A 13,466-nucleotide genomic window follows, 5' to 3' on the forward strand; every position below is an offset into this window, starting at 1 on the left:
TCGACGGATCTGTCCCGACGCGCAAAGATGTCTCGCAGGAGAGGTCGACGCCAGGGAACTCTGCCACGGAGTCCTCGGGTTCCTTCCCCGAGACCGGACCAGCGAGCGCGCCGCGACGTGACACCCGTGACCTGCCCGAGGCCTGGCTCGGCATCCCCCGCCTCGAAGTCCCTCGGCCTCGATCTCCTTGGGTCCCGTCATCGCCCGAGCCTCGTTTCCCGCGACCCGGGATGCCGTTCCGCCGCGGACCGCGCCGGATCATGAAGAGCCTGAGATCCCTGGCGGGTTTCCTGACCGGATGGTCGGAGCGCAACGGCGAGCCGCGCCGGCAGGTCGCCGTGCTGCCGGTCCGCACCGGGCCCGACGGAACCTTGCAGGTCATGCTCATCACCTCCCGCGAGACCCGGCGCTGGGTGGCGCCGAAGGGCTGGCCGATGAAGGGCCTGAAGAACTACGAGGCCGCCGCGCGCGAGGCCTACGAGGAGGCCGGCCTGATCGGCCGGGTCGGCCGACGGGCGCTCGGGAGCTATTTCTACAACAAGCGCCTGAAGAGCCGCGACACGGTGCTGTGCCAGGTCCAGGTCTTTCGCCTGGAGGTGCGCAAGCAGCTCAAGACCTGGCCCGAGCAGGAGGAGCGCGAGTGCCGCTGGTTCAGCGTGCAGGACGCGGCCGAGGCGGTGACCGAGGCCGGCCTGGCCGCCCTGATCCGCGCGGTCGGCGCCGAGGGCGCAAAGGCCCGCAAGGCCAAGGTGAAGGTGGCGGGCAAGAACACGGATCTCAAGAATACGGGTCTCGAGACCCAGGCTGCCAAGGATCCGGATCCGAAGAAGCCGGATCCCAAGGGAACGTCCGCCAAGCCCGGGGTGGCCAAGTCTGCCGACACCAAGTCCGCAGGCGCGAAGGTCCCGGCTGCCAAGGCTCCAACCGCCAAGGCTTCGGCTCCCAAGGCTTCGGCTCCCAAGTCCAAGGCCGCCGGCAAGGCATCGGACCCGAAGGGCGCGTGACCGCTCCGCTATCCGGCCGTCACACGGCCCCGCTATAGGCTCGGGGTTTCAGGTGCGGGCCTCGGGGGCCCGTCCCCCTCACAAGCGGCGCGGACGCGATGGCGATCATCCAGGCCTTCCAGGCCGGCGAATTCCTCAACTCGGCCTTGAGCCTGCTGTGCGCCTTCGTGCTTGGCACCCTGATCGGGGCGGAGCGGCAGTACCGGCAGCGCACCGCGGGCCTGCGCACCAACGTGCTGGTGGCGGTGGGCGCGGCCGCCTTCACCGATCTCGGCATGCGCATCGGCCATGCCGATGGGGCGATCCGCATCGTCGCCTACGTGGTCTCGGGCGTCGGCTTCCTCGGCGCCGGCGTGATCATGAAGGAGGGGATGAACGTCCGCGGCCTCAACACCGCGGCGACGCTCTGGTGCTCGGCGGCGGTCGGCGCCCTGTCGGGGGTCGATCTCGCGGCGGAGGCCGCGCTGGTCACCGCGGCGGTGCTCGCCGGCAACACCCTGCTGCGGCCGCTGGTCAACGCCATCAACCGCATCCCGATCGACGAGCGCGATTCGGAGGCGACCTACGAGGTCCGTGCCGTCACCGAGACCGGCCGCCTCTCGGAGGTGCGCGACCTCCTGGTCGAGCGCCTGGAGGCGGCCCACTATCCCGTCAGCGAGGTCGATGTCGAGGAGCGCGGCGAGGACGACGTCGAGGTGGTCGCCACCCTGGTCAGCACCGCGATCGAGCCGGAGGAGATCGACGCGGTGATCGCGCGCTTAGGGGCCGCCGAGGGCATCCGCCGGGCGACCTGGACGGTGCGCACGACGGATTGAGTGGGTCAGGTCCCCGGCAGCGTCACCCGCCTGGCGCGGCGGCGCTGGATCAGCAGGAAGCTGCCGAAGGCGAGCCCGATGACGAGGAGCGAGACGCCCGTCGTCACGGTGCCGAGCGCGTAGATCTCCGGCGTGGTCACCGTGGTGGTGAGGCCCTGCAACTCCAGCGGCAGGGTGTTGCGCCCGCCGATCGCCTGGCTGGTCCGGGCGAGCTCGTCCCAGGACAGGGTGAAGCCGAACAGGGCGACGCCGACGAGGGACGGCAGGATGATCGGCACCACGACGTGGCGGAGCGATTGCGGGCCGGTGGCGCCGAGGTCGCGCGCCGCCTCCTCGTAGGCCGGGTTGAAGCGGTTGAACACCGCGAACATGATGAGGAGGCCGAAGGGCAGCGTCCAGGTGAGATGCGCCCCGAGCGCGGAGGTGAACAGCCCCATCACGGTGCCGTGGTCCTGGAGGAAGCCCCACCCGGTCCAGGCGGCCAGCGCCTTGATGCCTTCGTCGATCAGCCGGAATTCGAGGCCGATGCCGAGCGACACCACGATCGAGGGCACGATCAGGCTCGCCACCGCGACGTAGAACAAGGGCGTCTGGCCGAAGAAGCCCTTGCGGAAGGCCAGGCCGGCGAAGAACGCGATGGTGACGGTGAGCCCCATCACCACGAGGCCGAGCGCCAGCGAGCGCCGGAACGCCGCCCAGATGTCGACCACCCCGAGCCCGGCCCAGAGGCGCGAGAACCAGAAGGTCGAGACCCCGTTCATCGGGAAGGTGAGGCCGCCCTGAGGGCCCTGGAAGCTGAGCGCCAGGATCGTCAGGGTCGGCCCGTAGAGGAACAGCACGAACAGCCCGAAGAAGGCCGCCAGCACGTAGAACGAGAAGGGGCGGGGCCCGTCGCGGCGCATTGTTGTCAAAGCTCCCGGCGCAGGTCGATCAGGCGGGTCAGCGCGGCGATCAGCACCATCACGGCGCCGAGCAGCACCACCGCGTTGGCGGCGGCGGCGGGGAATTGCAGGTAGGCCATCTGCACCTGGATCACCTTGCCGACCGAGGCGATCTGCTGGCCGCCCATGACGCCGACGGTGACGAAATCGCCCATGATGAGGGTCAGCACGAAGATCGACCCGATGGCGATGCCGGGCTTGCAGAGCGGCACGATGACGTTCCACAGGGTCTGCCAGGGCGTGGCGCCGGCATCCGTGGCGGCCTCGATCAGGGAGCGGTCGATCCGCATCATCGAGTTGAAGATCGGCACGATCATGAACACCGTGTCGAGGTGGATGAAGGCCAGCACCACCGAGAAATCGGAATAGAGCAGCCCCTCGATCGGGGTGCGGATCAACCCGAGACCCATCAGCGTGTCGTTGACGAGGCCGTTGCGCCCGAGCAGCGGCACCCAGGCGATCATCCGGATCACGTTCGAGGTCCAGAACGGGATGGTGCAGATGAGAAACAACACCGTCTGCATCGCCGTCGAACGGACGTGGAAGGCGACGAAGTAGGCCACCGTGAAGCCGATGGTCAGCGTCGCGGCCCAGCCGAGCAGGCAGAACTTCAACGTCGACAGGTAGGTCCGGAAGGTGGTGCAGAGGTCGCCCCCCGACAGGCAGCCCTCGAACACGTCCTTGTAGTTCTGCAGCGTGAAGGCTGGGATGATCTCGTACTCGTTGTACTCCCAGAAGCTGACGATCAGGGTCAGCGCCAGCGGCACCAGGAAGAACACGAGGAAGACGAGCCCGAGCGGCATCGCCTGCCAGTAGGCCAGCCGGCGCTGGCGCCGGGTCGCTGCTGCGAGGCCCGTGGGGGTGGAGGCGGCTGGCGCCGCCTCCGGGAGGGCTGGAGCCGCGAGCGTGCTCATGCGGCGATGAACTCGTTCCACTTGCGCACCATGTAGGTGTTCTCGTCCATCACCGAGTTCCAGCAGGCGACGGCGCCCATCCGCTGCTCGAACGAGCCGCCGTCACGCACCGCGCCGGCCTTCTCCATGATGGTGCCGTCCGGGGCCTTGATGTCTTTCTCGGCCGGCTTGCCCTCCATCCAGAATGCCCATTCGTAGGGCTCCATGTTGGCCTTTGCCGTCTCCAGCACCGCCGAATAATAGCCTTGGCGATTCAAATAGGCACCGGCCCAGCCCGACAGGAACCAATTGATGAAATCGTAGGCAGCGTCGAGCTTCTTGCCGGTCAGGGTCTTGGGCAGGCCGAAGCCGGTGGCCCAGGCACGATAGCCTTCCTTGAGCGGCTGGTAGGTGCAGGCGACGCCCTGCGAGCGCACCTTGGTCACGGCGGGCGACCACATCGACTGGATCACCGTCTCGCCCGACGCCATCAGGTTCACGGATTCGTTGAAGTCCTGCCAGAAGGCGCGGAACTGCCCGGCGCGCTTGGCCTCGATCAGCACCTTCATGGTGCGGTCGATCTCGGCCTTCGTCATGTTGCCCTTGTCGGGATAGGTGTAGTCGCCGGTCGCCTCCACCACCATGGCGGCATCCATGATGCCGATCGACGGGATGTTGAGGATCGAGGCCTTGCCCTTGAACTCGGGGTTCAGCAGTTCCTTCCACGAGGTGATCGGGCGCTTGATCAGGTCGGGCCGGATGCCGAGCGTGTCGGCGTTGTAGGTGGTCGGGATCAGGGTGATCCACTCGGTCGGGGACGAGGCGAACTTGGTCGAGTTCTGGCCTTCGAGGTAGAACACCTTCTTGGGCGCCGTGCCCTGGTCGCCGATCTTCTTGCCCGCGACCTCGCCCTTGGTGAAGACCGGGGTGATCTTGTCGGCGTTCTTGATCCGGCGCGCATCCATGCCGACGAGGTTGCCCGACGGCATCAGCTTCTTGAGGCTGAAATATTCGGAATCGACGATGTCGAACGAGTTCGGCTGGGTGACGACGCGCTTCGAGACCTCGTCGGTCACGACCGGGATGTACTCGATCGTGATGCCGAGATCCTCCTTCACCTTGCGGGCGATGTCGCCGCTCTGGTTCACGGCGGTGCCGAGGTAGCGCAGGGTCACCGGCTCGGCGGCGATGATCGCCGGAAAGCCCGTGATGACACCGGAGCCGGCGGCGAGGCCGGCTGCGGCGCCGGCCCCTTGCAGCAGCGTGCGGCGCGACAGGCGGGGGGTCTTGGTGTCGGTCATGCTGGACTCTCCCTTTTTTTGAAAGTCGTCGTCAGGCGTCGAGGCGATGGGCCTCGCCCGCCGGCCAGCCCACCCGCACGTTGTCTCCGAGGGCGAGGGGATGAGTGGCGTAGGCGTGGTCGCTCAGGATCGCGGTGAGCGGCGCCCCGGCCTCTGCGGCAAGGTCCGGCGCCTCGAGGCCGACATGCACGGTGCTGCCCTGGTACTCGACCGCGACCACCCGGGCGCTCATCCCCTCGGGGCCGGCCTCGGGACCGAGCCGCATCCGGTCCGCCCGCACGGCGATGCGCCGGTCGGGCAGCGCGATGACGTTGTGGCCGCCGATGAAGCGGGCGACGAAGGCGGTGGCCGGGCGCTCGAACACCGTGCGGGGATCGGCCGCCTGCTCGATGCGGCCGCCATTCATCACCACCACGAGGTCAGACAGCGCCATCGCCTCCTCCTGGCTGTGGGTGACGTGCACGAAGGTGATGCCGAGCTCGGATTGCAGCCGCTTCAGCTCGGTCCGCATCCGCACCCGCAGGAACGGATCGAGGGCCGAGAGCGGCTCGTCGAGGAGCAGCACCTTCGGGCCGGTGACGAGGGCCCGGGCGAGCGCCACGCGCTGCTGCTGGCCGCCGGAGAGCTGGGCCGGCAGGCGGCCGGCGAGATGGTCCATCTGCACGAGCGCCAGCATCGCCTCGGCGCGCTTGAGGCGCTCGTCCTTCGCGACGCCCCGCATCTTCAACCCGAAGGCGACGTTGTCGCGGCAGGTGAGGTGGGGAAACAGCGCGTAGCTCTGGAACATCATCGCGGTGCCGCGCTGCGCCGGCGGCAGGTCGCCGACGGCCTTCGGGCCGATCACCACGTCGCCCGACGAGACGGTCTCGTGCCCGGCGATCATCCGGAGCGTCGTGGTCTTGCCGCAGCCGGACGGCCCGAGCAGGCAGCAATACGAGCCGGACCGGATCTTCAGGTTGATCCCATCGACCGCGACGGTGTCGCCGTAGCGCTTGGTCAGGCTGATCAGTTCGATGTCCACGCGCTCTCCCCTCGGCGGCTCTCGTTGCGGGAGGGCAAAGCAAGGGGCGGGCCAGGGGGTGGCGAAAGGGCTTGGCGCGGCGCTCCGCCGGAGGCCTTCGATTCCTGCCCGCGCGCCTGTTGCAATGCGCCGGGCGATCCGCTATCCCCCCGCTCGTCTTCGGCGCACCACGCACCACCCGGTCAAGGGCGGGACGGGCGGCGCCGACGGGCCGTTGTAGCTCAGTGGTAGAGCGCGTCATTGGTAATGACGAGGTCGGGAGTTCAATCCTCCCCAGCGGCACCATCCACCACAGTGGAAGTCTTCAAGATTTCGCTCGGTGTGTCTGAAGGCTGTCCGATCCCGACCGGGAGGGCAGCGCGGCACCGGCGCGCCGTTGTAGCTCAGTGGTAGAGCGCGTCATTGGTAATGACGAGGTCGGGAGTTCAATCCTCCCCAGCGGCACCATTCTCCTGACGACCCGAGCGGCCTGAGCCGCTGCTGCCAATCATTCAGTCCCGCTCCTCGCAGCGAGAGCCTTGCCCGGCAAGGAAGTGTTCGTCTCGCCGCAGATGGGGGCTGCGAACGTCGCTTGCGTATGCCGTGGTCCGTGACTTCGGTCACGGGATAAGGCCGCTCTCCCGGTAAGCCGAGACGACCTCGTCGTAGAGACCGACGTCGTCCCGGCCATGCGCGATCATCTGCGCGCCCGACACCGCCGCGAAGACGGCCTTCGCCCGTCGCCGGATGTCCTCCGGAGGAGCATCCTCCCCCGGGGCCAGCACCCGCGCGATCCAGCGCTCGTTCATCTCCCCCCACCTGACGACTTCGGTACGGACCTCGGCCGGGAGGTCGTTGCGTTCCGCCGCCAGCATCCCGGCCAGGCACAGGCGGTTGCCGTTCAGCAGCGTGTCGCGAAACACGTCGGTGTATCGCCGCATCATGGTCGTGCTGTCGATGGTGTCGTTCAGGATTTCGTCGAGATAGCGCTCGTAGCGATCGATGTAGCGCTGCATGATCGCCTCCCCGAGCTCGCCCTTCGTCGGGAAGTAGTAGTGGATGCTGGCGCTCTTGATGCCGACATCCTTGGCCAACTCACGGAAGCTGAGGCCACCGTAGCCGAGATCCTGCACGGTGAGCCGCGCGGCCTCCATGATCCGCTCCCTGGTGTCGCCGCTCATTCCTGCCTCCCGCTACCTGACGGTAGATAGGCTTTGACAAGCGAGGGGGGAAGCCCATATGTGTGGTATCTACCTGACGACAGGTAGATGATGAGGATATCCCGATGACGGCCAAGCCCCGCCTCTTCACCTCGCCCTCCGCCTTCCCGAACCCGCAGCGCCTCCGCCTGTTCCTGCACGAGAAGGGCATCGCCGATCGGTTCGAGGAGCACATCTACGACATGGCGCCCGGCGGCGAGCAGCGTCAGTGGCGCCACCTCAAGATGAACCCGTGGGGCGAGACGCCGACGCTTCGCTTCGAGGATGGCAGCACGCTCTCCGAGACGGCCGCCATCGTCCGCTACCTCGACCAGAGCTTCCCCGGCCGCCGCATCATGGGCGAGACCCCGATGGAGCAGGGTCTCGACGCGATGTGGGACAATCGCATCTGGGTCCACATCCTCTACCGCATCACCACGATGTTCCACGTCCTGCACCAGGGCCTCGGGCCGAAGCTCGAACTCACGCACAACCCGGCCTGGGGCGAGCATTGCCGCAAGGAGGCGCTGGCCCATGCGGGGCTGGTGGACCGGCACCTGTCCGACGGCCGCGACTGGATGCTCGGCGGGGACGCGCCGACCTTCTCGGACATCACCCTGGCGACCGCGGTGGCGTTCTCGAAGTTCCCGGTGAATGCGACGCCCCTGGACGAGCGGTTCGAATACCTCGATGCCTTCTGGCGGCGCTGGCAGCAGCGCCCGGCTTTCCAGGCGGCCTATGCCGATCGCAACAGCGGCGTGGCGGAGCTGGATGCTCGCAAGTAGCTCTGGCGCAAGTGAACCATGCGGGAGTGACCTCGTCGCCTGATCCGGCGGTGATGGGAAGCGGCCCGATCCCGTCGCCCGGCCCGCCCTGGGTTGAAGCGGCGGGACCACGCCCCCACGGCGCGGCCGCCCCTATATCCGCCCCATGGACATCCCCGCCGACAGCCGCTTCTCCGCCTGGCGCCGCGCCGCCGCCGCCCGGCTCGGGCCCCTGCGCCATCTCCCCGCCCTGTTCCGCCTCGCCGTCGCGACCGATCCGCGGCTCACTCTCGCCAGCCTGACTCTACGCCTCCTGCGCGCCGGGCTGCCGGCCCTGATGCTCTATGTGGCCAAGCTCGTGGTCGATGCCGTGGTGGCGGGCCGCGCCGGGCCGCCGCCCTCGGGCGGCTGGCTCACCGATCCGCGGCTCCATCACGTCGGGCTCCTCGTCGGGATCGAGCTCGGGCTCGCGGTCGTCTCGGACCTGCTCGGGCGGGCGACGTCTTACGTCGATGGGGTGCTGGCGGAGAAGGTCGGCAACGCCACCACCTTGCGCCTGATGGCCCACGCCGCCGCCCTCGACCTCGAGCAGTTCGAGGACAGCGCGGTGCAGGACCAGCTGGAGCGGGCCCGGCGCCAGGTCGCCTGGCGCTCGAACCTGATCGGCCAGCTGCTCGGCCAGCTCCAGGACCTCGTCACCGCGATGACTCTGGCGGTCGCCGTCGGCACGATGCTGCCGGGGCTGGTGCTGCTCCTGGTGCTCGCCCTGATCCCGGCCTTCCTCAACGAATTGCACTTCAACGCCCGCGGCTACCGCCTTGCCTGGCGCCGCAGCCCGGACCGGCGCGAGACCGATTACCTGCGCTATCTCGGCGCCGATGCGCACAGCGCCAAGGAGGTGAAGCTGTTCGGCCTCGCCGCCCACCTCGCCGAGCGGTTCCGCGAACTCGCCTCCCGGCTGCTCTCCGAGAACCGGGACCTCGCCCGGCACCGGGCGCTCGCCGGCGGCGCCTTCGCGACGTTGGGTACGCTCGCCTATTACGCCGCCTATCTCGTCATCGCCGGGGAGGCTTTGTCCGGCACCCTCACCGTCGGCGACCTCACCTTTCTGGGCGGGGCTTTCCTGCGCCTGCGCAGCCTCGTCGAGGGGCTGCTGCTCGGCGCCTCGCAGCTGCTCGGCCAGGCGCAGTATCTCGACGACCTGTTCTCGTTCTTCACCATCGCGCCGACCATCCGCTCCGGGACCCTGCCGGTGCCCGAGCGCCTGCGCGAGGGCTTCGTGTTCGAGGAGGTCGGCTACCGCTATCCGGGCGAGAGCCGCTGGGCGGTGCGGCACCTGTCGCTCGCCATCGGGGCCGGCGAGGTGGTGGCGCTGGTAGGCGAGAACGGCGCCGGCAAGACCACAATCGTCAAGCTGCTCGCCCGTCTCTACGCGCCGACGGAAGGGCGCATCCTGCTCGATGGCCGCGACCTCGCCGAGTACGACATCGACTCTCTCCGCGCCCGCATCGGCGTGATCTTCCAGGATTTCATGCGGTTCGATTTCACGGCCGGCGACAACATCGCGGTCGGCCGCATCGAGGCGCGGGCGGACCGGGACGGGATCGCGCTCGCGGCCCGGCGGGCGCTCGCCGACGCGGTGATCGCGCGGCTGCCCGGCACCTACGACCAGCGCCTCGGCCGGCGCTTCGAGGACGGGGTCGAATTGTCCGGCGGCGAGTGGCAGAAGGTGGCGATCGCCCGGGCCTACCGGCGCGACGCGGCCGTGCTCGTCCTCGACGAGCCGACGGCGGCCCTCGATGCCGGGGCCGAGGCCGAGGTGTTTCGCCGCTTCGCCGACCTCGCGGCGGGTCGCACCGCGCTCCTCATCTCGCACCGCTTCTCCACCGTGCGCCGGGCCGACCGGATCGTGGTGCTGGCCGGGGGCCGGGTGCTGGAGGAGGGGACGCACGCCGCGCTGGTGGCGAAGGGCGGGCGCTACGCCGAGTTGTTCGAGCTCCAGGCCGCCGGCTATCGCTGAGCCGCCTCGTAGTCGGCGCGGTCGCCCGCATCGGTGATCGCGTCGCGGGCGGCCCGGTCCAGGCGCTCGGCGATGCGGGCCACGGACGCCGCCGCGTAGGGACGGGCGGCGCGCAGGGCGTGGAGCGTCTTCGCCAGCCGGATCGTCACCTCGATCTCCGCGATCCCCTCGCGGATCAGCGGCCGGAAGGCGTCGGTCAGCATGTCGTCGAGCGTCGGGCGCGGCACGTGGACCGGGGCCGCTCGGCCAGTTCCTCGCCCTCCGGCTCGTCGGGCGGCAGATGCAGCAGCACCCGCAGCAGGGCGTTCAGCACCTCGATCGCGGTGCCGGGATCGTTGGTGGCCGGCGCCAGGGCCCGGCTCGCGATTTCGGACAGCGCAATCAGGCCGAGGCGCGGATCCTGGTCGAAGCGCCGGTGGCGCTCGATCGCGAAGGCGCTCGCCAGGGTCTTCTCCAGGGTCTCGCCGTCCTTGCCGGCATCGCCCTCGATATGGAGCAGCGGCCGTGTCGGGTGGACCAGCGTGCCCGGCAGGGCCGCGATATGGACCACGAGATCGCGTTGCCGGGCGATCGACCCGAGGGAGGCGACGTCGATATGGGTGACGTAGCCGGTCGTCTCGGAAAAGACCGGCACGGCGCCTTCCGGCACCGCGACGGCCGGCCGCCCGCCGAGGCGCGGATCGGCGGAGAAGGCCTGCATCGCCGCGCCAGCGGCCTCCTCGACGCGGTCGATCACGTCGCCCATCCGCCCGAAGCCGGTGATGTGGCCGATCCAGCGCAGGAGCGTGACCACCACCACCGCGACGACCAGCACCGTGCCGGAGAACAGGACGACGCGCCCGCTATCGCCGTAGACGCTCGATTGCAGCCCGATGATGCCGACCACCGAGAACACGAAGGCGCCCAGGAAGGTCGACAGCGCGTTCTGCGAGGTCGGATCGCCGATCAGGAGCTGCGTTGCCCGCGGCGTCGCGAGCTGGGTCGCCGAGCCGTAGGCGCTGACCATCGCGGTGAGCGAGAAGGTCGTCACCGCCAGCATGCTCGATGCCATGATCTGGAGGATCGTCCCGACCGCGTCCTGCCCGAGCTGGGCATGCACGTTCGCCGGCAGGTACGGCCCGACGAAGGCGGCGACGAGGGCGAGGCCGACGCCGAACAGGCTGATCAGCGCCGCCCGGAACCAGATCTGCCGGACGACCTGCCGCCCCATCCATGCCCAGCGACCCATCCGCCCTCGCCCACCCGGAATCCCAAGGCAGGGGATTCTAGGGCGGCCCTACCGGCGGGGCAGGGCCGCCCTGCATGGTCTGTCCTGATGGTCTGTCCTGGGCGTTCAGGATTCGCCCTCCCGCTCGGCGCGGTCGCGGTCGAGCTGGTGGATGAGTTCGGCGAGGCGCGGGTCGAGCCCCTCGTCGAGGACGGGTTCGTACAGGGCCTGGAGGTAGCGGCCGAGCCGCTCCCGGCTCGCCGCGTCCAGGGTCGGACTGCCGCCCTGCGGCTCGCCGGACCCGGACATATCGGAATCGGATGCGATCATCGGTCCTACATTTGGCATCCGGCGGCGGCCGGCAAGCCTGCGCGCGTTCAAGTCGTCGCGGATCAACACGGAAACATCGCGGATGGTGCCGGATCGTGTTCCTGGCCGATGCGCGGGTAAGCGGGACGGTTCGACGCAAGACGGAACCGGGTTTTTGCAGTACCGTTGGCCGGGGGCAACGAAGGGATCAGACCGATGCGCTTCGCCATTCCGCTCGTCCTCGCCTGCGGCCTCGCCGCGCCCGCCCTGGCGCAATCCGGTCGTCCGCCGGCGCTCCTCATCCACGGCAATTACTGCGGCCCGGGCAACAACGCGCCCCTGCCGCCGATCGACGCCCTCGACGCGGCCTGCGCCCGGCACGATGCCTGCACGCCCCGCGGCGGCCTGGCCTCGGCGGCCTGCAACGCCCGCCTGCAACGCGAGGCGACGCTGATCTCCCGCGATCCCCATCAGCCACGGGACCTGCGCGACGCGGCGGGCTTCGTCGCCTTCGCGGCCGGCATGATGCCCGCCCGGTCGCAGGTGGCGGCGGCCCCGGGCATCCCGTCGGTCGCGGCGCCGTCCTTCGCGGTTCCGTCCATCGACGTGCCCTCGACCGGCTCCGTCGCGCCCGCGATCGAAGAGGACGACGACGAGTAGCGGGCGCGGTCAGAGAGGGTAGGTGACATCCGTCAGCGTCTCCGACAGGGCCCAGAGCCGCCCCGCTGCCTCGGGATCGGCGGCATGGGGTTCGATCCTCGCCGGTCCCGGATCGCCGCGGACCTCCCACAGCCCGTCCGGGCCGTAATACCGCCCGCCTTCCACCTCCGGCGCCGTCGCGGCGTAGAGCAGGGGCAGGGCGCCGCGCGTCGCCGACTGGCCGATCAGCCCGAGGAGGCCGGCGCCGATGCGCTCCGCGAGCCGCCCGGCCCGGTCGCCGCGCCGGGCGATGGCGGTCGCCGCGATCCCCGGATGGGCCGCAACCGAGCGGATCGGGGAGCCCGCCGCGCGCAGGCGCCGGTCGAGTTCGAGCGCGAACATCAGCATCGCCAGCTTGGTCTGCCGGTAGGCGCTCTGCGGCCCGTAGGCGCGCCGCCGCTGCAGGTCGTCGAAGGCGATCCTGCCCGAGCGGTGGGCGATGCTCGCCACCGCGACCACCCGGGTGCCGACCGCCGGCCGGAGGCTCGGCCAGAGCAGGCCGGTCAGGGCGAGATGGCCGAGGTAGTTGGTGGCGAACTGGCGCTCGAACCCGTCCACGGTCTCCTCGCGCCGGGGCACGGCGGCGATGCCGGCATTCAGCAGCAGGAGGTCGATCGGCCGCCCCTCCGCCCGCCAGGCCGCGGCGAAGGCCCGCACCGAGGCGAGGCGCGCGGTGTCGAGGCGGCGGCACTCCACGATCGCCGCCGGATGCGCCCGGCGGATCGCCGCCGCCGTCGCCTCGGCCTTGCCTAAGTCCCGGGCGGCGATCACGATCTCCGCCCCGGCCCCCGCGAGCGCCAGGGCCGCCTCGTAGCCGATGCCGCTCGTCGCCCCGGTGACGAGCGCGCGGCGCCCGGCCTGGGGCGGGATCAGGGCGGGGGTCCAGGGCATGCGCGCGCTCCTTCGCTCTCGGGAGAGTTCCGAGATGGGAGCGCGCCTCCCGACGGGAAGAGGGCGGTGGCGTGGATCGAAACCGCTTCCGCGCACGTTCCTTGCTTGCCCTGACCGGTCATGCACGCTTAGCTTGCATATCGATCGCCGATACACTGGAGGATGCGAGGAACCCCGCATGATCGGCCGGCTGATCTCCACCCTGCGACCGCACAAGCTGCCCGACGACCGCGACGCGGTGCCGGAAGAGACGGTCCTGTCCGCCCCGCCGGAGGCGATCGCGCCGTTTCCGCCGATGGTGCCGCTCACGCCCCCGGAGGCGGTCAACGACGATCCCGAGGGGGCTCTGTGCGACGCGGTGGAGACGGCGTTGCGGGAGGCCGGTTTCTTGCGGGAGCCGGCGGTGGAGTGAGGCTCGACCGG

The 13,466-nt window shown here is 69.9% G+C and carries 14 protein-coding genes, 2 tRNA genes and 1 pseudogene; 8 read left to right on the top strand and 9 right to left on the bottom strand.

Annotated elements, in window-relative coordinates; genetic code table 11:
* Positions 1 to 260 precede the first annotated feature (260 nt).
* Both F1D61_RS34335 and F1D61_RS18970 read left to right on the top strand, forming a co-directional pair.
* Positions 261 to 740, top strand: a pseudogene (locus F1D61_RS34335) (NUDIX hydrolase); the annotation flags it as partial.
* 362 nt (positions 741 to 1,102) lie between these two features.
* Positions 1,103 to 1,819, top strand: a complete 717-nt coding sequence (locus F1D61_RS18970) for an MgtC/SapB family protein (protein WP_203153199.1) — start codon at positions 1,103 to 1,105, stop codon at positions 1,817 to 1,819.
* A 5-nt stretch (positions 1,820 to 1,824) separates the two neighbouring features.
* On the opposite strand, the gene F1D61_RS18975 is transcribed toward F1D61_RS18970, so the two are convergent.
* From F1D61_RS18975 to F1D61_RS18990, 4 genes are read right to left on the bottom strand one after another with little or no spacing between them, the layout of a single operon-like run.
* Positions 1,825 to 2,721 carry an ABC transporter permease gene (locus F1D61_RS18975; RefSeq protein ID WP_203153200.1) on the bottom strand — a complete coding sequence of 299 codons (897 nt, stop codon included), beginning with the start codon at positions 2,719 to 2,721 and terminating at the stop codon, positions 1,825 to 1,827.
* A gap of 5 nt (positions 2,722 to 2,726) precedes the next feature.
* Positions 2,727 to 3,674, bottom strand: a complete 948-nt coding sequence (locus F1D61_RS18980) for an ABC transporter permease (RefSeq protein ID WP_203153201.1) — start codon at positions 3,672 to 3,674, stop codon at positions 2,727 to 2,729.
* Positions 3,671 to 4,954 (bottom strand): ABC transporter substrate-binding protein, encoded by a 1,284-nt coding sequence (locus F1D61_RS18985; RefSeq protein WP_203153202.1) that lies wholly within the window; start codon positions 4,952 to 4,954, stop codon positions 3,671 to 3,673. The genes F1D61_RS18980 and F1D61_RS18985 overlap by 4 nt, the downstream gene beginning before the upstream one ends.
* A gap of 31 nt (positions 4,955 to 4,985) precedes the next feature.
* Positions 4,986 to 5,975, bottom strand: coding sequence for an ABC transporter ATP-binding protein (locus F1D61_RS18990; protein ID WP_203153203.1), 990 nt, complete (start codon positions 5,973 to 5,975; stop codon positions 4,986 to 4,988).
* Positions 5,976 to 6,185: 210 nt separating this feature from the next.
* Between F1D61_RS18990 and F1D61_RS18995 the strand changes: the two genes are divergently transcribed.
* Positions 6,186 to 6,260: transfer RNA gene (locus F1D61_RS18995), tRNA-Thr, on the top strand.
* A gap of 87 nt (positions 6,261 to 6,347) precedes the next feature.
* Positions 6,348 to 6,422 (top strand) — tRNA-Thr (locus tag F1D61_RS19000).
* Positions 6,423 to 6,574: 152 nt separating this feature from the next.
* Here the strand turns inward: F1D61_RS19000 and F1D61_RS19005 are convergent.
* A complete protein-coding gene (locus tag F1D61_RS19005) occupies positions 6,575 to 7,135 on the bottom strand; it encodes a TetR/AcrR family transcriptional regulator (protein ID WP_203153204.1) in 561 nt (186 codons plus the stop codon).
* A 104-nt stretch (positions 7,136 to 7,239) separates the two neighbouring features.
* Between F1D61_RS19005 and F1D61_RS19010 the strand changes: the two genes are divergently transcribed.
* A complete protein-coding gene (locus F1D61_RS19010; RefSeq protein WP_203153205.1) occupies positions 7,240 to 7,938 on the top strand; it encodes a glutathione S-transferase family protein in 699 nt (232 codons plus the stop codon).
* Between the two features lie 145 nt (positions 7,939 to 8,083).
* Complete coding sequence (locus tag F1D61_RS19015; RefSeq protein ID WP_203153206.1) at positions 8,084 to 9,937, top strand: ABC transporter ATP-binding protein; 1,854 nt, start codon at positions 8,084 to 8,086, stop codon at positions 9,935 to 9,937.
* Here the strand turns inward: F1D61_RS19015 and F1D61_RS19020 are convergent.
* The 3 genes from F1D61_RS19020 to F1D61_RS19030 all read right to left on the bottom strand — a co-directional run bounded on the left by F1D61_RS19020 (position 9,928) and on the right by F1D61_RS19030 (position 11,453).
* Positions 9,928 to 10,140, bottom strand: a complete 213-nt coding sequence (locus F1D61_RS19020) for a hypothetical protein (protein ID WP_203153207.1) — start codon at positions 10,138 to 10,140, stop codon at positions 9,928 to 9,930. The two genes, F1D61_RS19015 and F1D61_RS19020, sit on opposite strands and share 10 nt — an antisense overlap.
* The gene (locus tag F1D61_RS19025; RefSeq protein ID WP_203153208.1) at positions 10,134 to 11,165 is read right to left on the bottom strand and encodes a DUF2254 domain-containing protein; all 1,032 of its coding nucleotides are present in this window, start codon (positions 11,163 to 11,165) and stop codon (positions 10,134 to 10,136) included. The genes F1D61_RS19020 and F1D61_RS19025 overlap by 7 nt, the downstream gene beginning before the upstream one ends.
* A gap of 105 nt (positions 11,166 to 11,270) precedes the next feature.
* Complete coding sequence (locus F1D61_RS19030) at positions 11,271 to 11,453, bottom strand: hypothetical protein (protein WP_246775410.1); 183 nt, start codon at positions 11,451 to 11,453, stop codon at positions 11,271 to 11,273.
* A gap of 216 nt (positions 11,454 to 11,669) precedes the next feature.
* Between F1D61_RS19030 and F1D61_RS19035 the strand changes: the two genes are divergently transcribed.
* Positions 11,670 to 12,113, top strand: a complete 444-nt coding sequence (locus F1D61_RS19035) for a hypothetical protein (protein ID WP_203153210.1) — start codon at positions 11,670 to 11,672, stop codon at positions 12,111 to 12,113.
* 9 nt (positions 12,114 to 12,122) lie between these two features.
* Here F1D61_RS19035 and F1D61_RS19040 read toward each other — a convergent pair whose 3' ends face one another.
* Positions 12,123 to 13,043 (bottom strand): oxidoreductase, encoded by a 921-nt coding sequence (locus F1D61_RS19040; RefSeq protein WP_203153211.1) that lies wholly within the window; start codon positions 13,041 to 13,043, stop codon positions 12,123 to 12,125.
* Between the two features lie 178 nt (positions 13,044 to 13,221).
* Between F1D61_RS19040 and F1D61_RS19045 the strand changes: the two genes are divergently transcribed.
* Positions 13,222 to 13,455: a hypothetical protein gene (locus tag F1D61_RS19045; protein WP_203153212.1), complete on the top strand. Its 234-nt coding sequence runs from the start codon at positions 13,222 to 13,224 to the stop codon at positions 13,453 to 13,455.
* Positions 13,456 to 13,466 lie beyond the last annotated feature (11 nt).

The sequence above is a fragment of the Methylobacterium aquaticum genome (genome assembly GCF_016804325.1).
Lineage (GTDB): Bacteria > Pseudomonadota > Alphaproteobacteria > Rhizobiales > Beijerinckiaceae > Methylobacterium > Methylobacterium aquaticum_C.